The sequence below is a fragment of the Streptomyces drozdowiczii genome, assembly GCF_026167665.1.
GTDB lineage: Bacteria > Actinomycetota > Actinomycetes > Streptomycetales > Streptomycetaceae > Streptomyces > Streptomyces drozdowiczii_A.
The window spans coordinates 3,397,849-3,418,324 of record NZ_CP098740.1; the positions used below are offsets into that span (position 1 = coordinate 3,397,849).

The window sequence follows — 20,476 nt, forward strand, 5'->3', positions numbered from 1 at the left end:
CTCATGATCGAGGCGCCCGACCGGCCGTGTCACGCGGCTTTCCGGTCTCCGCCCGTTCCGCGGGCAGCCGCACCGCGAACACCGTCTCGCCCGGCACCGACCGCACCTCCACCGTCCCGCCGTGGGCCGCCACCACCGCCTGGACGATCGCCAGGCCGAGGCCCGTGGAGCCGGCGTGGCGGGAGCGGGAGGCGTCGCCCCGGGCGAAGCGTTCGAAGACGTGGGGGAGGAGGTCCGGAGGGATGCCGGGGCCGTCGTCCCGGACCTCCACGGTGACCCAGGGGTCGCCGGGACCGGCCAGGACACGCGCGGTGACCGTGGTGCCGGGCGGGGTGTGAGTACGGGCGTTGGCCAGGAGGTTGACCAGGACCTGGTGGATGCGGGTCGGGTCGGCGCGGACCGCCGCCGGGGCGTCCGGCAGGTCCAGGCGCCACCGCCGGGCGGGCTCGGCCCGGTCCGCCGCGCGGGCATCGCTCACCGCGTCCACGACGAGCGGCGAGAGATCGGTGCTCTCGTACGAGAGCGGGCGGCCCGCGTCCAGGCGGGCGAGGAGGAGCAGGTCCTCGACCATCCCCGTCATCCGCTGCGCCTCGGACTCGATGCGGCCGAGCGCGTGCCGGGTGTCCGGGCCCGGCTCCTCCCGGCCGCGCCGGGTGAGTTCGGCGTAGCCGCGTATCGAGGCCAGCGGCGTCCGCAGCTCGTGGCTGGCGTCCGCGACGAACTGGCGCACCCGTGTCTCACTTCGCTGCCGCGCGTCCAGGGCCGAACCGACGTGCCCCAGCATCCGGTTGAGCGCCGCGCCGACCTGGCCGACCTCCGTGCGCGGGTCCGCCTCGGCGTCCGGGACCCGTTCGAGGAGGGCTACCTCGCCGCTGTGCAGCGGGAGTTCGGAGACCCGGGTCGCGGTCGCCGCCACCCGGCGCAACGGCCGCAGCGCCACACCGACCATCGCGGCGCCCGCGATCCCCGCCGCGACGAGCCCCGCACCGGTCACGCAGACCTCCACCAGGATCAGGGTGCCCAGCGCCCGGCTCACCTCGCTGGTGGGGATGCCGACGAGGACCGTGCCGCCGTCGCCCGCGGGCACGGCCCGCACCCGGTAGCCGCCCAGGCCGGGCAGCTCGACGTCGTGCGCGCGGTCGTCCGCCGTGACACCGGCCGCCGTCACCGCGTCCCGCTGGGCGGTGGTCAGCGGTTCGGTGTTCTCGCCCGCGTCGAACCCGCCGTCCTTCACGACGGCCGAGTCCGTGATCTCCCCCCGCTCGACCAGCGCGCCGAAGGTCTCCAGCGGCTGGCCGCCCATGCCGATGAAACCCAGCGGATCACGCTCCGGGGACGTTTTCGGCCCCCGGGCGCGGGAAGACCGGGGGCCCGCTGCGCCCGGACCGCTATGTCCCGCAGCTGGTCGTCGAGTTTCCCGTACATGTAGCTGTGGAAGGCGATCGCGGTCACCGAACCGATCACGGCGGCGACCACGGCGATCAGCGCCACCGCCGAGACCACGAGGCGGGTGCGCAGGGTCCACGGCCGCCGCACCCCGCTACTCACCGGGCTTGATCAGATATCCCGCCCCGCGCCGGGTGTGGATCATGGGCGTACGGCCCGCGTCGATCTTCTTGCGCAGGTAGGAGATGTACAGCTCGACCACGTTGGCCTGGCCGCCGAAGTCGTAGTTCCAGACCCGGTCCAGGATCTGCGCCTTGCTGAGCACCCGGCGCGGATTGCGCATCAGGAACCGCAGCAGCTCGAACTCGGTCGCCGTCAGGTGGATGTTCTTCCCGCCCCGGCTCACCTCGTGGCTGTCCTCGTCCAGCATCAGGTCGCCCACGACGAGCTGCGACTCGCCGCGCGCCGCCGCCGCCGTCCCCGACCGCCGGATCAGGCCGCGCAGCCGGGCCACGACCTCCTCCAGGCTGAACGGCTTGGTGACGTAGTCGTCGCCGCCCGCCGTGAGCCCGGCGATCCGGTCCTCCACGGAGTCCCGCGCGGTCAGGAACAGCACCGGCACGTCGGACAGTTCGCGCCGCAGCCTGCCGAGGACGGCGAGCCCGTCCATGTCGGGCAGCATCACGTCGAGAATCACCACATCGGGCCGGAACGCGCGGGCCGTGCGCACGGCGGCCGCACCGTCCCCCGCGCTGCGCACCTCCCAGCCCTCGTAGCGAAGCGCCATCGACAGCAGCTCCGTGAGCGAAGCCTCGTCGTCCACGACCAGCACCCGCACGGGGGTGCGGTCCGGCCTGAGCAGTTCGGTACGCCCCTGGGGCGAGGTCGTCGTCGTCATGACGCCAGCCTCCGGGGCGGCTCTGAGAGAGTCCTTTTCCGTTTCTGTGAATTCCCTGAGAAAGCCGCGACGGGGATCTCAGACGCCGAACAGCGCCTTCGCGTTGTCGTGGCAGACCGCCCGCAGCCAGTCGTCGCCCAGGCCGAGCCTCTCCAGGGCGTGCAGTTGGTGGGCGTACGGGTACGGGATGTTCGGGAAGTCCGTGCCCAGCAGGACGCGGTCGCCGAGGTCCGCGAGGCGCCCGTGCTCCGCCGGAGGGAACGGGCTGAACTCCTCGACGAAGTCCGTGAACGCCATCGTCGTGTCGAGCCTGACCTCCGGATACGTCTCCGCGAGCGTCAGGAACTCCGCGTACTCCGGCATCCCCATGTGCGCCACGATCAGCGGCAGCCGGGGATGGCGGGCGAGGACGCGCCCGATGGGACCGGGGCCGGTGTGCTCGCCGGGCGCCGGACCCGAGCCGCAGTGCGTCACGACCGGGATGCCCGCCTCCGCGAGCAGCCCCCACACCGGGTCGAGCAGGGGGTCGTTCGGGTCGTACGCGCCGACCTGGAGGTGCGCCTTGAAGACCCGGGCCCCCGCCTCGACGGCCTCCCGCACATAGCGTCCGGCGTCCGGTTCCGGGAAGAACGTCGCGGTGTGCAGGCAGTCCGGCGTCCGGGCGGCGAAACCGGCCGCCCAGTCGTTCAGCCAGGCCGCCATCCCCGGCTTGTGCGGATACAGCATCGACGTGAAGCGGAGCACCCCGAACGAGCGGAGCACGGCGAGCCGTTCCGCCTCCTCGTGCCGGTAGGCGATCGGCCACTCCAGGCCGGTCAGCGGGCCCGCCGAGTCGAAGTACGCCCACACCTTGCGCAGCACCCGCTCCGGCATGAAATGCGTGTGTACGTCGATGAGCCCGGGCAGCCCGAGCCGCTGCCGGAACCGCACCACGTCGTCGTGATCGTCACCCATACGGGCGACCATCTCAGAACAGCCCGTCCTGCGCCGCCCCACCCCCCACCACGACGGTCGGCACGCTCACCCCGGCCGCGCCCGGCCCGGCCGCCGTCAGCGTCCAGCCGGTCATCAGCCGGGTGTCCACGATGACGAGGCCCTGCGCGCCCGCGTCCAAGTGGAGATCGGGTCCGGCCGCCGCGACGAGCCTCCCCGCCACCGCGCCCCCGTCCACCAGACCGGCCACCGCGCGGACGGAACCGGAGCGAGGTAGCGCGTGGCCCGGCCCGGGCCGGGGTATCGCGCCCGCACCGGCCCCCGCCACCCCCAGCCGGAACACCTCCGCATGGTCCACCGCCGCGAACGGCAGCCGCTCCAGCGCCTCCGGCAGGCCGGCGCCCTCCAGGGCCGCCGCCCTGCCGTACAGCTCCGCGACCTCGGCGGCCCGCTCCGCCGGGTCCGGGAGGGCCGCCCGCACCTCCCGCTTGCGGGCGTACGGAATGCGGTCCGGGACCCCGAGGGCCGCCCGCAGCACCTCCTCCGCCCGGCGCGCCGCCATCAGCGGCCCCCGGCCCAGCCAGCTGAAGACCACCGCCCCCTGCTCCCGCAGCCGCGCCGCGCCCCGCTCCTCGGCGGTGATCCCGACCTTCACCATGCCTGGCCCGAACCACGCGAGATACACCCGGTACGTGCGCGGGTCGTCCGGGACCGTGTCGGCGGCCACCGAATGCGCCCGGTCGAGCCGCCCGCACTCAGGGCAGCGGCCGCCCGTGCTCGTCGCCGGCACCACGGCACCCAGCGGGCAGGCGTTGCCCCGGGCCCCGGAGCAGCGCCGCTCGCCGGACGCCCGGAAGCCGAACTCCGTTCCGTACGCCAGGACGCTCGCCCGCGTCCGCGCCCCCTTGCGCCAGCCCAGCGCGGGGCCGTCGGAGCCCTCGGGCCAACGGAGGCCGGTGCACTGCCAGTCCATGACCGCAGCGTACGGGCGGGCACTGACAACGGGCCCGGGGCTACGATTCCGGGCATGACGACGGTGCAGGACGTGGACCGGTTCGAAGCGGCCAGGCCCCGGCTGGAGGCCATCGCCTATCGCCTCCTGGGCTCGGCGAGCGAGGCCGAGGACGCCGTGCAGGACACCTATCTGCGCTGGCAGGCCGCCGACACCGGGCGGATCGAGGTCCCCGAGGCGTGGCTGACGAAGGTCCTCACCAACCTCTGCCTCAACCAGCTCACCTCAGCCCGCGCCCGCCGCGAGACGTACGTGGGCGCCTGGCTGCCCGAACCGCTGCTCGCCGGGGACCCCATGCTCGGCCCCGCCGACACGGTGGAGCAGCGCGAGTCGGTCTCGTACGCCGTGCTCACGCTCATGGAGCGGCTGACACCGGGCGAGCGGGCCGTGTACGTGCTGCGCGAAGCGTTCGGCTATCCGCACCGGGAGATCGCGGAGATCCTGGAGCTGAGCGAATCCGCCGTGCAGCAGGTGTACCACCGGGCGAAGAAGCACATCGCCGACGGCCGGACGCGCACCGAAGTGGACGAGGCCGCCGCCCGCCGGGTCATCGAGGAGTTCCTGCTCGCCGCCGCCGGAGGCCGTACCGAACCGCTCGTGGAGCTGCTGACCTCCGACGCGATCTCCATCGGGGACGGCGGCGGGAAGGTGCCCGCGCGCGCCAAGGCGTTCGAGGGTGCGAAGGCCGTGGCGACGTTCATGCGCGGCCTGCTCAAGCCGGGCAAGGCGAAGACCGCGGTCACCGGCGGTTCCGTCGAACTGCACATGACCCACGCGAACGGCTCCACCGCCGTTCTGGCGGTCGTCGGCGAACGGGTCATCGGCGTCATGTGCGTAGAAGTCACTCCGGAGGGAATCGCCTCGTTCCGCAACCAGGTCAACCCGGACAAGCTGGAACGCGCGACCCGGCGATGGGCGGCCATGGAACACGGAAAGCCGCTGCTCACGGCCTTCTGAGTGCTGAGTGACGCAGGTCACATCACTCTCCTGTCAGGAAAGCGTGGGCTACCCGGTTCAAGGGGCGAGAAACCACCCCGCAGGGGCGAACCCGCGCGAGACAGGAGCAGGCACATGCAGCAGCACCGCATCATCGTCCTCGGAGCCGGATACGCCGGAGCCATCGCGGCGGGCCGCGTCGCCAAGCGGCTGCGCCGCGAGGATGTCACCGTCACCCTCGTCAACGCGGAGCCCGACTTCGTGGAGCGCGTCCGCATGCACCAGCTCGCGGCCGGCCAGGACCTCAAGCCCCGCCCCTTCAGCGAGATGTTCGCCGGGACGGGCGTGGAGCTGAAGGTCGGCCGGGTCACCGCCGTGGACGTCGACCGCAAGGCGGTCACCGTCGAGAGCGGGGACGGCACGGAGGAGCTGGCGTACGACTCCCTCGTCTACGCCCTCGGCAGCGCCTGGAACACCCAGGGCGTCCCCGGGACCGCCGAGCACGCCCACGAGATCGCGAGCCGCCCCGGAGCGCTCCGGCTGCGCGCACGGCTGGCCGCCCTCGCGCCCGGCCAGTCCGTCCTGATCGTCGGCGGCGGCCTGACCGGCCTGGAGGCGGCGACCGAGTTCGCGGAGGCCCGCCCGGACCTCGACATCGCCCTCGCCGCGCGCGGCGGCCTAGGCGACTGGCTCTCCCCCAGCGGCCGCGCGCACGTCCGCAAGGTCTTCGACCGGCTCGGGATCACCGTCCACGAGAACGCCGCCGTCGCGGAGGTCGGCGGTGGTTACGTCACCACGGCCGAGGGCACCTCGTTCCAGGCGGCGGTCACCGTCTGGACGACCGGCTTCGCGGTCCACCCGCTCACGGCGGCCACCGCCCTGAAGACCTCTACGAGCGGCCAGATCGTGGTCGACGCGACCATGCGCTCGGTCTCGCACCCCGATGTGTACGCGATCGGCGACGCGGCCCTCGTCGCGGGCCCCGGCGGCAAGCCGCTGCGGATGTCCTGCGCCTCGGGCGTCCCCACCGCCTGGCAGGCGGCCGACGCCCTCGCGGCCCGCCTCACCGGCACCAAGATCCCGTCCACCCCGCTGCGCTACTTCAACCAGTGCGTCTCACTGGGCCGCAAGGACGGCCTCATCCAGTACGTCACCGCCGACGACCGCGCGGTCAAGGCAGCACTGAAGGGCCGCATCGCCGCGATCTACAAGGAACTGGTCTGCAAGGGCGCCGCCTGGGGCGTGGCCAACCCGACGGCCGGCCTGCCGTCCCGCCGCCGCCCGGTCACGGCCACCCAGCAGCCCGAAACGACCCGGGTGGCCGCTGCGGAGCGGTGAGGGGTGCGTAGGGCCTGGGCGGGGGGCCGCACCAGGCCCTCGGCCAATGCGGCCCCGCGCAGGAGAAGTTCGGCGGCTTCGGACCACGCAGCGCGAAAGGCGAAAGGCCCCGGATCTCTCCGGGGCCTCTCATCTGCTGTGCACTCGGCAGGATTCGAACCTGCAACCTTCTGATCCGTAGTCAGATGCTCTATCCGTTAAGCTACGAGTGCTTGTGCTTCCGGGGTTTTTTCTGCCCCGTCGGCGTTGCGAGAACAACATTACATGAACTGCGCCGGGACGCGAAATCCATTGGCCGCACCGGCCTGAGCTGGGCAGATGCCGGGAACGGACGAAGCCCCGGTCCTGGGGACCGGGGCTTCGGGGTGGTGCGGAGGCGGAGGGATTTGAACCCTCGATGGGGGGTAAGCCCCAAACCGCATTAGCAGTGCGGCGCCATAGACCGGACTAGGCGACGCCTCCATCCGCAACGCCCGCGCGAGCGCGAGTGGTGCGTGCAGATGATGACACAGCTGCACGCTGCGCCACCAATCGCGGCCTACGGTACTAGGCGGTCGGCCGCGAGGGCAAAGCGGTTGCGGTGCGCAACGCCGGGGCGTGTGGCGCGTTAGGCAGGGCGGGGGCGCCGCCCCCGCAGGTTCTTCCGCCACAGGAGTCCGCATGATGCGCCGTCTCGCTCTCACCGCTGTCGCGTCCCTCGCCGCGCTGTCCGCCGCCGCGCCCGCCGCCACCGCCGCGTCCGGGCCCCTCCCGTTGCCACTGTCCCTGCCGCTCCTCCAGGACGACGGCGCGGGGACGCGGCTCACCGTGGTCGTCTCGGGATCGGGGAACCCGGAGGCGGACGGCAGGTACGAGCTGGAGTGCGGGCCGGCCGGAGGGAGCCACCCGGTCGCGGCGCAGGCGTGCGAGCGGCTGGACCAGCTGGAGGGGGAGGGGGTGGACCCCTTCGCGCCGGTTCCCCGGGACGCGATGTGTACGCAGCAGTACGGCGGGGAAGCCACCGCCCGCGTCACCGGCACCTGGCACGGCCGCCAGGTCGACGCGTCGTTCCGGCGGACCAACGGCTGCGAGATCGGCCGGTGGAACGGTCTGCGGCCGGTCCTGCCGAACGTGCGGTGACCGGCCCCGGTGACCGGTCCGGGGACCCCTCGGCGGGTCGCCGCGGTGCGCGATGCGACTCGGAGCCGTACAACGTACGCACGAAACCTTGGTGAGAGCTCCCCCTCATCCGCAGCCCCACGCCCCTCCCCTGCCTTTAGACTCCTTCAGTGACAGCCTGAGGCCCGAGGGGCAAGATGGGGCCCGCTGTCGGCAAGGTGCAGTAATCAGGGAGGAAGCGTCGTCGTGAGCAGCAGGCCATCCCGAGGCGCTGCTCGCCTCGCAGCCATACTCGATGCCCTTCCGGACGGGCTTCTGCTCGTCAACTGCAACGGTACGGTCGTCAACGCCAACACCATCGCCCTCGAAATGTTCGAGTCGCCGGGCACCGCGCTCGTCGGCCGCGGGCTGCTCGATCTGCTGCCGGAGTTCGACTCCAAGCTGATCCCAGGGTCGATGCGCCGGCCCGAGGCCGCGGACGAGCGGGGCCGTACGAAGCCCACGCGCATGATCGCGCGGCGTACCGACGGCAACGAGTACCCCGTCGAGGTGACCAGCGCCAGCCTGGAGGACGGGCAGGCGGCCTACAAGGACGTCCAGGGCTCGTACGGCGGCAGCTACACCGGTGACGAGCTGCTGATGCTCGTCGTGCGCGACCTCTCCGGCACCGTCGACACCGAGGCCGAGCTGGCCCGCTCGCAGCGCCAGACCGAGATGATCCTGCGCGCCGCCGCCGAGGGCGTCGTCGGTACGGACACGGACGGCCGGGTCGTCCTGGTCAACCCCGCCGCCGCGCAGATCCTCGGCTTCCGGGCCAGCGATCTCGGCGGCCAGGAGCTGCATCCGCTGATCCTGCACTCGCGCGCGGAGGGCGAGCCCTTCCCGTACGAGGAGTCCCCACTCGCCGACACGCTGAAGTCGGGACGCAAACACCGGGTGCGCGGGCAGGTTCTGTGGTCCAAGAGCGGGGAACAGGTGCCGGTCGACCTGACCACCGCCCCCGTCCGCGACGGCGACCAGCTCGTCGGCGCCGTGATGACGTTCACCGACCGCCGCCCCTACGAGGAGCTGGACAAGCGGCGCAAGGACGAGATCGCCGAGCTGACCGCGAGCCACACCGCGGCCGTCAGCCAGCTCACCGAGCGGCACACCGCCGAACTTGCGGCTCTCGAGGAAGCGCACGCCGCCGAGCTGGCCGATCGCACCGAGCGTTACGCCTCCGAGCTGGAGGAGCAGTCCGAGCGGCTGACCGACCTCACCGCCCGGCACACCCAGCTGACCGCCGTGCTCGGCGAATCGCTGCGCGGCCCCCTGGAGGAACTGCGCGGCGAACTCTCCGCCCTCGCCGCCGACCCGGCCGGCCAGCTGTGGCCCGAGGCGAACCAGATCCTGCACCACCTGGCCGCCGGCTACGCGCGCATGACGACGCTCATCGACAACGTGCTCGGCTACCAGCGCCTCGACGCCGGGGCCGAGTCCCTGGTCAAGACGCGTGTGCTGCTCGACGGCGTCGTCACGGCCGGTATCGACGCCTCGGTCGAGCTGATCGGTCCCGGCCGCGCGCAGTTCGCCGTGCACGCCCCGCCGATCGAGGCGGAGGTCGACGCCGGACGCCTGGTGACCGCCCTCGCGCACCTCGTCGCGGACGTCGCCGGTGTCGACTCGACCGGCAAGGCGCGGGTCGTGCCCGGGGGCGGTTACGTCGACTCGACCGTCGTGGTCGCCGCCGCCCAGCGCGGTGACGTCGTACGCATCGAGGTGCGCGGACCGTTCGCCGGGGGAGACCCGGTGCATGTGCCGATCGTCAGCGGCATCGTCCGCGCGCACGGCGGAGTGCTCCAGACGCACGAGATGCCGGGCATGAGCGGCAGTGCGTACGTGCTCGAGGTGCCGATCGGCGCGGGTGCGGGGACCGTGGCGCCCCCGGAGCCGCCCGCCGTGCCGCAGGTGGAGGCGGCGCCTCCGGTGGCGCCCGAGTCCGTTCCCCTCGGGGAGCCCGATCATGCCGGCCCTGCGCCGACTGACGCACCGGAGGCCGGCAGGGGCCGGCGCCGTGCGCGGCGCTCCTCCACCGACGCCTTCCTGGACAGCCCCATGGGCGGCTCCGACGGCAGCGGCGAGCTGGAAGCGGCCTCCGGGGACACCGGCGCGGCCGCTCCGACCGGGCGCCGGCGTGCGCGCCGTGCGGCCCCCGCGCCCGAAGCCCCGAACGAGCTGATCCCCGCCCAGCAGGTCACCGAGGGCTCCGGACGCCGTCGCGGGCGGCCCAGCCCCGCCGAGACGGGCGCCCCGGGGCAGGCCCTCGCGCTGCCCGCGGCCGCCCCGTCGGAGGGGTCCGTGGTGACCGCCGCCGAGGGCGCGCAGGGTGGGCGGCCGCAGCTCGGGCAGACGGTGCCCCCGCAGGGCGTTCCGGCCGGGGCGCAGGTGCCGGTCGCGGCCGGCGGACACCGGGGGAACGCGGGTGACGAGGGCCGCCTCGCCCTGCCCCCCGTCGTGAACGCCGTCGAGTCCACGGCACCCGCCGCCTTCTCGAACCTCGATGACGCCGCCCGCCCGGCGCCCGCCCCGGGGGACCCGTCGGCGGAGCTGCCCGTCCCGGCACCGCAGCCGACCGGGCGACGCCGCCGCGCCCTGGCCGCCGCCCAGGAACGGGCCGCCGCCGCCGAGGCCGGCCCGCGCGTCCCCTTCGCCCTCCCGCCCGCCGACGCGGACCGGGCGGCTCCTGCTGCCGGGGGTCCGGACGCGTCCCTGGGTGCGGGGGTCGCGGGTGGGGGTGGCGTGCCGGGTTCCGCCGAGTCGGGTTCGTTTGACGTCGGCGCGGGTACGGACGAGGGCCACGCGTCCGGTTCGTACGACGTCGGTGTGGGTACGCGGAAGGGCGCCGCGCCCGATGCGTACGGCTTCGGCGCGGGTACGGACACGGCCGGTTCGAACGGCTTCGGCGCGGGTACGGACACGGCCGGTTCGAACGGCTTCGGCGCGGGTACGGACACGGCCGCCACGGCCGGTTCGCACGGCGTCGGCGCGGGTACGGACCCGACCGGTTCACACAGCGTCGGCGCGGGTACGGACGCGGCCGGGTCCGCCGCGTACCAGCCCGGGGCCGGGCTGCCGGGCGCGCCGGACGCCGACCCCGGTGCCCCCGGCGCCACCCCCTCCGACTCCCCGGCCGGCGCGCCGGAGCACGCCCCCGTGCCGCCGCAGGCCCCGCCCGCTCCCACCGGTCGGCGCCGCGCCCGCCACGGGGACACGGGCCCGCAGGAGGCGCAGCCCGCACCGTTCGCGCTGCCCGCCCAGGCCGCACCGCCGGTGCGGACCGCACCGCCCGCCGAAACCGCGCCGCCCGCCCCCGACGGCCCCGTCGCCGACCCCAGGCTCGGCGCCCCCGGCGCACCCTCCGACGCCCCCTTCGCGCCCCCGACGTCCCCGGAGCAGCACCCCGGCGGCTGGGGCGACGACGACTCCTCCGGGCAGGGCCCCGCCGCCCCGCACCCGCCGCCGCGCCGGAGACGCAGAGCACCAGGCGTACGACCCACACCACCGGCACGGCCACCCCCGCCGGCCCCCGGCCCGTCCCCGCACGCTGGCCCCCGCGCCCGACGCGCGGCGGCAGCCGCTGCCCGCCGAGGCGCCGATGCCGGGGGCGTCCGACTCGACGCAGGGGCGCGCGTTCAGCGTGCGCACGCTGGGGCAGGGCGTGCCGTTCGCCCAGCACATCGCCCACCAGCAGAACCAGACGCTGGGCGGCGGCAGCAGCGTCGGCAGGCGCCGCAAGCTGGCCGCGCCGCCGGAGCCCGAGCCCGGCCAGGACGCACGCCCCGCACCGCCCGCCCCGGCTCCGGCCCCCGCCCCCGCGCCGCCCGCGCCCTCGGCATCCGCCGCCACGCCCCCCGCCCCCACCGTGCACGGGCAGGGATCGGGGCAGCTGCTCTCCGCGCCCGCGGCCGAGGGGCGCGCGTACGCCATCGGGGCGCCCGACGAGGGCGCGGCCGAGGGGCCGGAGCCGCTGGACGGCCCCGGCGGCGCGGTCGAGGTCGCCAACCGGCCGTCCCCGCAGCCGGTCGACGACGAGCTGCCTCCCGAGCCGCTGGACAACCCGCGCCGGCTGCTCGTCTGGCCCGCGCCCGACGTCTCCACGCAGCAGGCGCTGAGCGACCGCGGTTACCGGCCGGTGATCGTGCACTCGCGCGAGGAGGTGGACGCGCAGATCGCGGCGTTCCCCGCCGCGCTCTTCGTAGACCCGCTGACCGGGCCCATCACCCGAAAGGCGCTCCAGTCCCTTCGGCAGGCGGCGGTCGCCGCCGAGGTGCCCGTACTGGTGACCGCCGGCCTGGGACAGGCGTCGCGGGAGGCTGCGTACGGTGCCGACCCGGCCGTACTCCTGAAGGCGCTCGCACCGCGCGACAGCGAACAGCACCCGCCGCGCGTCCTGCTGATCGAGGAGCACCAGGACATCGCGGCCGCGCTCACGGAGACGCTGGAACGGCGGGGCATGCAGGTCGCCTGCGCCGCGACGGACAGCGAGGCCGTGGCGCTGGCGACCCGGATGCGGCCGAATCTGGTGGTGATGGACCTGATGCAGGTACGCCGCCGCCGGGCCGGGATCGTGGACTGGCTGCGCGCCAACGGCCAGCTGAACCGCACGCCGCTGGTCGTGTACACCTCGGCCGACATCGACGAGGCGGAGCTGTCGCGCCTCGGCTCCGGCGAGACCGTGCTGTTCCTCGCGGAGCGCTCCACGAGCGACGAGGTGCAGTCCCGCATCGTCGACCTGCTCGCGAAGATCGGCACGAACTGACCGGCGCACAACCAACCGGCGTACAGAGGCATACGACGAGGGCGGTACGGGAACGCACCCGTACCGCCCTCGCCCTTTCAGTACTAGGGACTCAGAGCTGAGTGATGTCCAGCTCGCCCTGCGCGTACTGCTTGCGGATGACCTTCTTGTCGAACTTGCCGACGCTCGTCTTCGGCACGGACGGGATGACCGACCACCGCTCCGGCAGCTGCCACTTCGCGATGCCGGACTCGGCGAGGAACGCCCGCAGCGCCTCGTAGTCGGCGGTGGCGCCCTCCTTGAGGACGACGGTGGCGAGCGGACGCTCACCCCATTTCTCGTCCGGGACGGCGACGACGGCGGCCTCCGCGACGTCCGGGTGGGCCATCAGCGCGTTCTCCAGCTCGACGCTGGAGATCCACTCGCCACCGGACTTGATGACGTCCTTCGCGCGGTCGGTGAGCGTGAGGAAGCCGTCCTCGCTGATCACACCGACGTCACCGGTCTTCAGCCAGCCGTCCTCGCTGAACTTGTCCGCGGGCCGCAGCGCCTCGCCGTCCGCGCCGCCATAGTACGCACCGGCGATCCAGGCGCCGCGTACCTCCAGCTCACCGGCCGACTCGCCGTCCCACGGCAGGTGCTCGCCGGCCGGGCCGACCAGCCGCGCCTCGACGCCGGCCGGGAAGCGGCCCTGGGTGACGCGGTAGGGCCACTCCTCCTCGGGGCCCAGTCCGGCGGGCGGGTTGGCCATGGTGCCGAGCGGCGAGGTCTCCGTCATGCCCCAGGCGTGACAGAGGCGCACGCCCAGCTTGTCGTACGCCTCCATGAGGGAGGGCGGGCAGGCGGCGCCGCCGATCGTCACGTTGGCCATGGAGGTGAGGTCACGCGGGTTGGCGGTGACCTCGGCGAGCAGTCCCTGCCAGATGGTGGGCACCGCGGCCGCGTGCGTCGGGCGCTCGCGCTCGATCATGTCGGCGAGCGGGGCGGGCTGGAGGAAACGGTCCGGCATCAGCATGTTGACGCCGGACATGAACGTGGCGTGCGGCAGTCCCCAAGCGTTTACGTGAAACTGCGGAACTACGACGAGGGTGGTGTCCTTGTCCGTCAGGCCCATCGACTCGGACATGTTGACCTGCATGGAGTGCAGGTAGATCGAACGGTGCGAGTAGACGACGCCCTTCGGGTCCCCCGTGGTGCCGGAGGTGTAGCACATCGCGGCGGCCTGGCGCTCGTCCAGCTCCGGCCAGTCGAAGCTGGTGGGACGGCCGGCGAGCAGCTCCTCGTAGTCGTGCACGCGCACCGTCGCGCCGTCCAGGACGGAACGGTCCCCGGGTCCCGAGACGATCAGGTGTTCCACCGACGTCAGCTGGGAAAGCAGCGGCGCGATGAGCGGCAGCAGGGAGCCGTTGACGATGACGACCTTGTCGTCGGCGTGCTTGACGACCCAGACCAGCTGCTCGGCGGGAAGACGGAGGTTCAGCGTGTGGAGGACGGCGCCCATGGAGGGGATGGCGAGGTACGCCTCCACATGCTCCGCGTTGTTCCACATGAGCGTCGCGACTCGCTGATCGGCGTCGATGCCGAGTTCGTCGCGCAGCGCGTTGGCGAGCTGGGTGGCGCGCCGGCCGATGTCCGCGAAGCTCCGCCGGTGCGGCTCCGGCTCTCCGGTCCAGGTCGTGACCTGCGACTTCCCATGAATCGTCATCCCATGCGTCAGGATGCGGGTGACAGTCAGCGGTACGTCCTGCATGGTGCTGAGCACGGCGTCCTCCCGGTGGGCGCTACGCGGCAGTAGGGTTCCGCTGATTCTGCGCACATACCGCTTGGTATGTCACTACTTCCGGGGGTACGAATCGGTGTCGCCCCGCAATGTCACACCGCCCGGGACCGGGCCGGATCACCCTGTTCCGCCACTACGGAGGCCACCGTTCAGTGGTCCGAGGTCAGCTCCGGGTCCTCGCGGAGCTTGCCGAGCGCACGGGAGACGGCGCTCTTGACCGTGCCGACGGACACCCCGAGCACCTCGGCGGTCTGCGCCTCGCTCAGGTCCTCGTAATAGCGCAGGACGACCATCGCCCGCTGGCGGGTGGGCAGCTTCAGAACCGCGCGCCACATCGCGTCGTGCAGCGACTGCCGCTCCGCGGGGTCGGGGCCGGGGACGGCCTCCGGCTCGGGCAGTTCGTCGCAGGCGAACTCGTCGACCTTGCGCTTGCGCCACTGCGAGGTCCTGGTGTTCAGCAGGGCCCGGCGGACATAGCCGTCGAGGGCGCGGTGGTCCTCGATCCGGTCCCAGGCGACGTAGGTCTTCGTGAGCGCGGTCTGCAGCAGGTCCTCGGCGTCGCTCGGGTTGGCGGTGAGCGAGCGCGCCGCCCGCAGCAGCACCGGGCCGCGCGCCTGCACGAACGACGTGAAGGAGGGGTACGGGAGATGCGGCGCCGCCGACGTGCGCGCGGCGTGCCCGGCGCGGCCGGAGGCGCCCGGCGTGCGCGCCGACGCGTACGTGCGTACCGGTGCGGCTCCCCTGCGGGTGCTCGTGCGGACTGGCGTGGTCATGGCTCCACGCTAGGAGCGGGGCCCGCATCCCAAATCGCCCCCAGGTCCCGAAACCGGGTCCGCCTCAGGGTGTAGGACCGGGCCCCCCTCCACCTCCTGTAGGTGGAGGGGGGTGTACCCGGGGCCTCGGGGTCACCCCTGAGGCGGGCTCACCACAGGTTCGTGAAGTTCACCGCCAGGTTGTGCGTGGACTGGTCGATGTTGGTGAAGGCGGACCCGTTCACCTGCGCGGAGGTGGACTGGTTCGACGCTCCGGCGCCCGTCGCCTGCTGCTGCGAGGTCGAGGAGTTGCCCGCGTTGTCCCGGCCGACCCCGCTGCCGCTGATCGTGGCCACGCCCGCGTTCGACCCGCTGCTCGCGAACGAGCCGTTGTCCGCCTGGGCCACTCCGCCGAGGAGAACGGCGGCCAGCGGCAGCGCGGCAGCGACGGCGAGGACACGAGCGGTACGGATGCTTGCCATGTCTGTTCCTCCAGGAACCGGAAGTAGGGCTGAGGCTGAACCCGGGCCGGCGGCCGACCGCCCGGTACTGATCACGACGTCGCGGACCAAAGCTGCCCACCGCCCTACCGCCGAACCACCCACAGCTTCCGATTCCCCCGCAAGCGTGAGGAACCCCGGCCAAACCCCTGACCTGGGGCGAACTATGCGCCCAGCGCCCGCATGAGCGACCTCGAACGAGGGAAAGGCGGAGGCGGACCCGACCGGATTCGAACCGGCGTCCTCACGGCTTTGGAGACCGCGCGCGACGACCTCTGCGCTACGACCCCGCCCCCACCGGCCATCCTAGGAGCCCCGCACCCATACGAACGGCCCCCGACCGATTCGCCCGGTCGGGGGCCGTTCACCGCGGTGGGTGTGGGATTTGAACCCACGGTGACTCGCGTCACGACGGTTTTCAAGACCGTTCCCTTAGGCCGCTCGGGCAACCCACCCCGCGCCGGTGCGGTCGGTGAGGACCGGTTCGGCGCGGGGACAGCCTAGCCGGTCAGCTGTCGCCCTTGCGCTCCCCCAGGGTGACTTCGGCCGTCGCCGTCTTGCCGTCGCGCTCGTAGGTCAGGGTGACCCGGTCGCCCGGCTTGTGGGTCCAGATCTCGCCGATCAGGGTGGGGCCGCTGTCGACGACGGTGTCGTTGAACTTCGTGATGACGTCGCCCGCGCGCAGCCCCGCCTTGGCCGCCGGGCCGTCCTTCGTGACCGCCTCCGTGCCGCCCGTGCCCCGCTCCGCGATGGCGGCGCCGCCGCTCTGCTCGTCCATCGTCACCGTGGCGCCGATGACCGGGTAGACCGGCTGGCCGGTCTTGATGAGCTGCTGGGCGACGGTCGTCGCCTGGTTGATCGGGATCGCGAAGCCGAGGCCGATCGAGCCCGCCTGGCTCTGGCCGGAGCTGCCGGTCGACTGGATCGCGGAGTTGATGCCGATGACCGCGCCGCCCGAGCTGAGCAGCGGGCCGCCGGAGTTGCCCGGGTTGATCGAGGCGTCGGTCTGGAGGGCGCTCATGTACGAGTTGCTGCCGCCGTTGCCGTCACCGGAGGCGACCGGGCGGTTCTTCGCGCTGATGATGCCCGTGGTGACCGTGTTGGACAGGCCGAACGGGGCGCCGATGGCGATCGTCGAGTCGCCGACCGCCACCTTGTCCGAGTTGCCCAGCGGCAGCGGGGCCAGGGACTGCGGCGGGTTCTTCAGCTTGATGACGGCGACGTCGTAGCCCTGGGCCCGGCCGACCACCTCGGCGTCGTACTTCTTGCCGTTGGAGAACGTCGCCGTGAGCTGGCCGCTGTCCGCCGCCGAGGCCACCACATGGTTGTTCGTGAGGATGTGGCCTTCCTTGTCGTACACGAAGCCGGTGCCCGTGCCGCCCTCGCCGTCGCCCCCTTGTGCCTCGATCGTCACGACGCTCGGCAGCGCCTTCGCGGCGACTCCGGCGACCGTGCCCGGGTCGCGCTTGAGGTCCTGCGGGTTCGCCGACGCGGAGACCGTGGTCGAGCCGGCGTCGTCGTTGCGGTCCGCGGCCCAGTAGCCGAGGGCACCGCCGATGCCGCCCGCCACGAGCGCCGCCACCACCACGGCGGCCACCAGACCGCCCGCACCGCGCTTGCGCGGCGCCTCGGGCGTGTGCGTCCCGCCGGGCGGACCCCACACCGGACCGCCGCCGCTGCCGTGCGCCCCCTGGGCGTACGCCGGGACGGCGGGCGGCGGCGGAGGCCAGCCCGCGTCGGCCGCGGACTGCGGCGGGGGCGGGGGCGCGTACTGGGGGTTCGTCGGGTAGGCGGCCGTCTGCGCGGTCCCGGGGTCCGGCGCGGAGGGGACGGGGGCGGCCTGCTGGTCCGGCGCCTGCGCGACCGGCTGCTGCCTCGTGGCCGTCTCGTCCGGGTGGGAGGCGGCAGGGGGCGCGTCCTCGGGGTGCGCCTGGGGAGCGTCGGCCGGCACGGGAGGTACGGACGGGGCGGCCTCGGCCGCGTTGCCCTCGTTGCCCTCGTTCTCGGTGCTCACAGCTCTTTACTCCTCGGTTCCACATCAGTCATTCGGCAAGAGATCCGCTGTGTACGTGTCCGCAGTCAGCTTTTCCCACGACACGTCAGGCCACTGTAAGCAGGAGCTGTGCATCTGCGCACGACCCTTACATCGGACAAAACGGCCCCGCGTCGCAAGGTGTGCACGGCCGTGTTCCCGCGGTGACACCATGACCCGGGTGAACCGAGCACGGAAGCAGCACCCCATGCAGCATCCCATCCAGGTCATCGCCCACCGGGGCGCGTCCGACGACGCCCCCGAGCACACCCTCGCCGCGTACCGGAAGGCGATCGAGGACGGTGCCGACGCCCTGGAGTGCGACGTACGCCTCACCGCCGACGGCCACCTCGTCTGCGTACACGACCGCAGGGTGAACCGTACGTCCAACGGACGTGGCGCGGTCTCCGCCCTGGAGCTCAACGCCCTCGCCGCCCTCGACTTCGGCTCCTGGAAGGACCGCGACGACACGGAGTCCCCGGACTGGGACCCGGTGCCCGGCGAGCTCACCTCCGTACTCACCCTGGAACGGCTGCTGGAACTCCTCGTGGAGACGCGGGCGTCCGGGCGGCCGCTCCAGCTGGCCATCGAGACCAAGCACCCGACCCGCTGGGCGGGACAGGTCGAGGAACGCCTCCTGCACCTGCTGAAACGCTTCGAGCTCGACGCCCCGCCACCGGCCGGCACCCCTGCGCCGGTACGCGTCATGAGCTTCTCGGCCCGCTCGCTGCACCGCGTCCGGGCGGCCGTGCCCCATCTGCCCACCGTCTACCTGATGCAGTTCGTGTCGCCCCGGCTGCGCGACGGACGGCTGCCCGCCGGGGCGCGGGTGGCCGGGCCCAGCGTCCGGATCGTGCGCAGCCATCCCGGCTACATCGAGCGGCTCCACCGGGCCGGGCACCGGGCGCACGTCTGGACGGTCAACGAGCCGGAGGACGTCGACCTCTGCGTACGGCTCGGCGTCGAGGCGATCATCACCAACCGGCCCAAGCAGGTCCTGGCCCAGCTCGGCCGTTCGTGACAGCGGCGCGTCTCTGCGTATGAACGCATCAGCTCATCTGCTCATCAGGAGATCAACTACAGGGAGTACACCGGCGCACTCGGACTGTGCCTGTTCGTGACGAGTGCGTCACTGACAGCCCCTTGGCCGGTTTCCGGCACAGCCCAGGAGGGCATCCACTCCGTGGCGTGGGGGCAAAGGAGGTCTCGGGGGTGGCGTTGGTGGTGGCACAGGAGGTGCCCACGTCGTCGAGCATGGCCGTTCCCCATGGCCCTGCGGGCGTGGGCCAGGCGCGGCACCGGATGCGCGAGCAGTTGCGCAGCCATGGGGTGCCGGATTCGGTCGTCGACGATGCGGTGCTGATTCTTTCCGAGCTGCTCAGCAATGCCTGCCGGCACGGCAGGCCGCTGGGCCGGCAGACCGAGGCGGGAGACGGCGACGTGCGCGCCGCCTGGCGTGTCGACAGGACGGGCGGGCTGACCGTCGAGGTGACGGACGGCGGCGGCCCGACCCGGCCGATTCCGGCCACCCCCTCGGTGACCGCTCGCGGCGGCCGGGGGCTCAACATCATCAGTGCCCTGGCCCAGGAGTGGGGCGTACGGGACGACGCGCCGGGCGAGGTCACCGTCTGGGTGCTGGTCGACGGGGGCCGCGGCTCCCGCAGTGCGCGGGGCAGCGGCCGGCCGGCCGGGATGACCGGACTGCCGGGCACACCGAGGGCCGCCGTCGTGCCGGGGCTCGAAGGGCTGGATTTCAGCGGTGCGTTCGACGACGCGTTCGATGACGCGGGCTGAACACCCGGGCGGGGCCGTGCGGGTCGCGTACGCGGACCGGGTCGGCCGTACGCGCGGTGACGCCCGGGGCGACTAGGCTCGCGGGCCAGACCGCACCGTCGCACTCGGGAGTAAGCCCACCATGGCGAAGAAGCGCCCTCAGACCAAGGCCGGGAAGCAGCAGCTCAAGGACGCCGAGATCCCGGTGGTCGGGGCTCGCGAACCCTGCCCGTGCGGTTCGGGCCGCCGCTACAAGGCGTGTCACGGCCGCGCCGCGGCACAGGCGGTGACCGAGCTGGTCCAGCGTCCGTTCGAGGGCCTGGCCGGCGAGTGCGACTGGGTCGCGCTGCGCGAGCTGGTCCCGGCGGCCACGGCCGCGCTGACGCTCAAGGGCGGCCTGCCCGAGGGCGTGCCGTCGGTGACGCTCGCGACGGTCCTGCCGATGGCCTGGCCCGCGCTGCGCCGTGACGACGGGTCCGTCCTGCTCGCCCTCCAGAACGACACCTCCTCCGGCGACCTCAGCCGGGACCTCGCGGACACGCTGAGCCGCGCGCTGGAGGCCGAGCCCGGTTCGCCCGTGGCCGCCCGCCGGGTGCCGGCCGACGGCCCCCGGTTGCAGGACCTCCTGGACGACGAGGCGCCCTTCGAGCCGGTCGTCCACTCCGGCTTCGAGTTCTGGGTGCCGGACTCGGAGAACGCCACGGCCGAGGTGTCCGCCTCGCTCGAACGTGCGAACGAGGCGGCGATCCCCACCGCGCTGCTGTCGGGCGTGGACGCCGCCTACTGGTGCGAGACGCCGGAGAAGAACCACCTGCGCTGGGTCATGCCGCACGCCGAGGAGCAGCTGCTCGACGCGCTCGCCCGGCTGCACGCGGCGGGCGAGTCCTCGCTCGGCGAGTCCACCCGGCTGGTCGGCTCGTTCCGGGCGCACGGGCTGATGGTCCCGGTCTGGGACCTGCCGAGCGCGATGGGCGCCGAGGACTGCGAGAAGCCCGCCGCCGCGTTCGCGGAACGGCTCGCGACGGCGCTCGCGTCGGACGCGCCGCTCACCGCCGAGGAGCGGCGGGCGCGCGGCGGCCTCACCAACCGCCAGGTGACGCTCAGCTGACCGTGACCGCCGCTCGACCCGGACGGTGACTCCCGTCACAACTCGCCGTACTGGCAGGTAAATCGCTGTCCGAATACGCGAGATCGAATTTGCGAACGGCAGATCTCTTGTTACGGTTCAAGAAGCCCGGTCGCTGGTGCATCCCCCGTCGCC

13 protein-coding genes, 3 tRNA genes and 2 pseudogenes are annotated in these 20,476 nt (G+C 73.3%); 7 read left to right on the top strand and 11 right to left on the bottom strand.

Going from position 1 to position 20,476, the window contains the following annotated elements:
• Nucleotide 1: 1 nt before the first annotated feature.
• From NEH16_RS15415 to NEH16_RS15430, 4 genes and pseudogenes are all read right to left on the bottom strand, one after another.
• Nucleotides 2–1,536: pseudogene (locus NEH16_RS15415) on the bottom strand (sensor histidine kinase).
• A 4-nt stretch (nucleotides 1,537–1,540) separates the two neighbouring features.
• Nucleotides 1,541–2,284 carry a response regulator transcription factor gene (locus NEH16_RS15420; RefSeq protein WP_265542937.1) on the bottom strand — a complete coding sequence of 248 codons (744 nt, stop codon included), beginning with the start codon at nucleotides 2,282–2,284 and terminating at the stop codon, nucleotides 1,541–1,543.
• A 78-nt stretch (nucleotides 2,285–2,362) separates the two neighbouring features.
• Nucleotides 2,363–3,238, bottom strand: a complete 876-nt coding sequence (locus NEH16_RS15425) for an amidohydrolase family protein (RefSeq protein ID WP_265542938.1) — start codon at nucleotides 3,236–3,238, stop codon at nucleotides 2,363–2,365.
• A gap of 13 nt (nucleotides 3,239–3,251) precedes the next feature.
• Nucleotides 3,252–4,190 (bottom strand): DUF2797 domain-containing protein, encoded by a 939-nt coding sequence (locus NEH16_RS15430; protein WP_265542939.1) that lies wholly within the window; start codon nucleotides 4,188–4,190, stop codon nucleotides 3,252–3,254.
• 54 nt (nucleotides 4,191–4,244) lie between these two features.
• On the opposite strand from NEH16_RS15430, the gene sigJ reads away from it, so the two are divergent.
• Together sigJ and NEH16_RS15440 are read left to right on the top strand one after the other, a co-directional pair.
• Complete coding sequence (gene sigJ, locus NEH16_RS15435) at nucleotides 4,245–5,186, top strand: RNA polymerase sigma factor SigJ (protein ID WP_265542940.1); 942 nt, start codon at nucleotides 4,245–4,247, stop codon at nucleotides 5,184–5,186.
• Nucleotides 5,187–5,300: 114 nt separating this feature from the next.
• Nucleotides 5,301–6,503: an NAD(P)/FAD-dependent oxidoreductase gene (locus tag NEH16_RS15440; protein WP_265542941.1), complete on the top strand. Its 1,203-nt coding sequence runs from the start codon at nucleotides 5,301–5,303 to the stop codon at nucleotides 6,501–6,503.
• 139 nt (nucleotides 6,504–6,642) lie between these two features.
• Here NEH16_RS15440 and NEH16_RS15445 read toward each other — a convergent pair.
• Together NEH16_RS15445 and NEH16_RS15450 are read right to left on the bottom strand one after the other, a co-directional pair.
• A tRNA-Arg gene (locus tag NEH16_RS15445) sits at nucleotides 6,643–6,715 on the bottom strand.
• Between the two features lie 159 nt (nucleotides 6,716–6,874).
• Nucleotides 6,875–6,965 (bottom strand) — tRNA-Ser (locus tag NEH16_RS15450).
• Between the two features lie 198 nt (nucleotides 6,966–7,163).
• Between NEH16_RS15450 and NEH16_RS15455 the strand changes: the two genes are divergently transcribed.
• A complete protein-coding gene (locus NEH16_RS15455; protein WP_073966725.1) occupies nucleotides 7,164–7,622 on the top strand; it encodes an SSI family serine proteinase inhibitor in 459 nt (152 codons plus the stop codon).
• Nucleotides 7,623–7,847: 225 nt separating this feature from the next.
• Nucleotides 7,848–12,399: pseudogene (locus tag NEH16_RS33910) on the top strand (PAS domain-containing protein).
• A 91-nt stretch (nucleotides 12,400–12,490) separates the two neighbouring features.
• Here the strand turns inward: NEH16_RS33910 and NEH16_RS15470 are convergent.
• The 5 genes from NEH16_RS15470 to NEH16_RS15490 all read right to left on the bottom strand — a co-directional run bounded on the left by NEH16_RS15470 (nucleotide 12,491) and on the right by NEH16_RS15490 (nucleotide 17,424).
• Entirely contained in the window at nucleotides 12,491–14,140 is a 1,650-nt protein-coding gene (locus NEH16_RS15470; protein WP_265542943.1) for a long-chain fatty acid--CoA ligase, read from the bottom strand.
• 167 nt (nucleotides 14,141–14,307) lie between these two features.
• Nucleotides 14,308–14,931, bottom strand: coding sequence for a SigE family RNA polymerase sigma factor (locus tag NEH16_RS15475; RefSeq protein WP_265542944.1), 624 nt, complete (start codon nucleotides 14,929–14,931; stop codon nucleotides 14,308–14,310).
• Nucleotides 14,932–15,080: 149 nt separating this feature from the next.
• The gene (locus NEH16_RS15480; protein ID WP_265542945.1) at nucleotides 15,081–15,392 is read right to left on the bottom strand and encodes a hypothetical protein; all 312 of its coding nucleotides are present in this window, start codon (nucleotides 15,390–15,392) and stop codon (nucleotides 15,081–15,083) included.
• Between the two features lie 388 nt (nucleotides 15,393–15,780).
• Nucleotides 15,781–15,865, bottom strand: a tRNA-Ser gene (locus NEH16_RS15485).
• A gap of 53 nt (nucleotides 15,866–15,918) precedes the next feature.
• The gene (locus tag NEH16_RS15490) at nucleotides 15,919–17,424 is read right to left on the bottom strand and encodes a S1C family serine protease (RefSeq protein WP_265542946.1); all 1,506 of its coding nucleotides are present in this window, start codon (nucleotides 17,422–17,424) and stop codon (nucleotides 15,919–15,921) included.
• A gap of 190 nt (nucleotides 17,425–17,614) precedes the next feature.
• Here NEH16_RS15490 and NEH16_RS15495 point away from each other — a divergent pair, with 190 nt between their 5' ends.
• From NEH16_RS15495 to NEH16_RS15505, 3 genes are all read left to right on the top strand, one after another.
• Nucleotides 17,615–18,463 carry a glycerophosphodiester phosphodiesterase family protein gene (locus NEH16_RS15495; protein WP_265542947.1) on the top strand — a complete coding sequence of 283 codons (849 nt, stop codon included), beginning with the start codon at nucleotides 17,615–17,617 and terminating at the stop codon, nucleotides 18,461–18,463.
• A 308-nt stretch (nucleotides 18,464–18,771) separates the two neighbouring features.
• Complete coding sequence (locus tag NEH16_RS15500; protein WP_374215650.1) at nucleotides 18,772–19,236, top strand: ATP-binding protein; 465 nt, start codon at nucleotides 18,772–18,774, stop codon at nucleotides 19,234–19,236.
• Between the two features lie 121 nt (nucleotides 19,237–19,357).
• Nucleotides 19,358–20,323: a DUF5926 family protein gene (locus tag NEH16_RS15505; RefSeq protein ID WP_073966716.1), complete on the top strand. Its 966-nt coding sequence runs from the start codon at nucleotides 19,358–19,360 to the stop codon at nucleotides 20,321–20,323.
• The last annotated feature ends 153 nt before the right edge of the window (nucleotides 20,324–20,476 follow it).

Excerpts from the sequence above, each read along its gene's own strand:
- NEH16_RS15430 (WP_265542939.1), bottom strand. The coding sequence starts at position 4,190 with ATGGACTGGCAGTGCACCGGCCTCCGTTGGCCCGAGGGCTCCGACGGC.
- sigJ (WP_265542940.1), top strand. The coding sequence starts at position 4,245 with ATGACGACGGTGCAGGACGTGGACCGGTTCGAAGCGGCCAGGCCCCGG.
- NEH16_RS15480 (WP_265542945.1), bottom strand. The coding sequence starts at position 15,392 with ATGGCAAGCATCCGTACCGCTCGTGTCCTCGCCGTCGCTGCCGCGCTG.
- NEH16_RS15455 (WP_073966725.1), top strand. The coding sequence starts at position 7,164 with ATGATGCGCCGTCTCGCTCTCACCGCTGTCGCGTCCCTCGCCGCGCTG.
- NEH16_RS15425 (WP_265542938.1), bottom strand. The coding sequence starts at position 3,238 with ATGGGTGACGATCACGACGACGTGGTGCGGTTCCGGCAGCGGCTCGGG.
- NEH16_RS15495 (WP_265542947.1), top strand. The coding sequence starts at position 17,615 with ATGACCCGGGTGAACCGAGCACGGAAGCAGCACCCCATGCAGCATCCC.
- NEH16_RS15420 (WP_265542937.1), bottom strand. The coding sequence starts at position 2,284 with ATGACGACGACGACCTCGCCCCAGGGGCGTACCGAACTGCTCAGGCCG.
- NEH16_RS15440 (WP_265542941.1), top strand. The coding sequence starts at position 5,301 with ATGCAGCAGCACCGCATCATCGTCCTCGGAGCCGGATACGCCGGAGCC.
- NEH16_RS15475 (WP_265542944.1), bottom strand. The coding sequence starts at position 14,931 with ATGACCACGCCAGTCCGCACGAGCACCCGCAGGGGAGCCGCACCGGTA.
- NEH16_RS15505 (WP_073966716.1), top strand. The coding sequence starts at position 19,358 with ATGGCGAAGAAGCGCCCTCAGACCAAGGCCGGGAAGCAGCAGCTCAAG.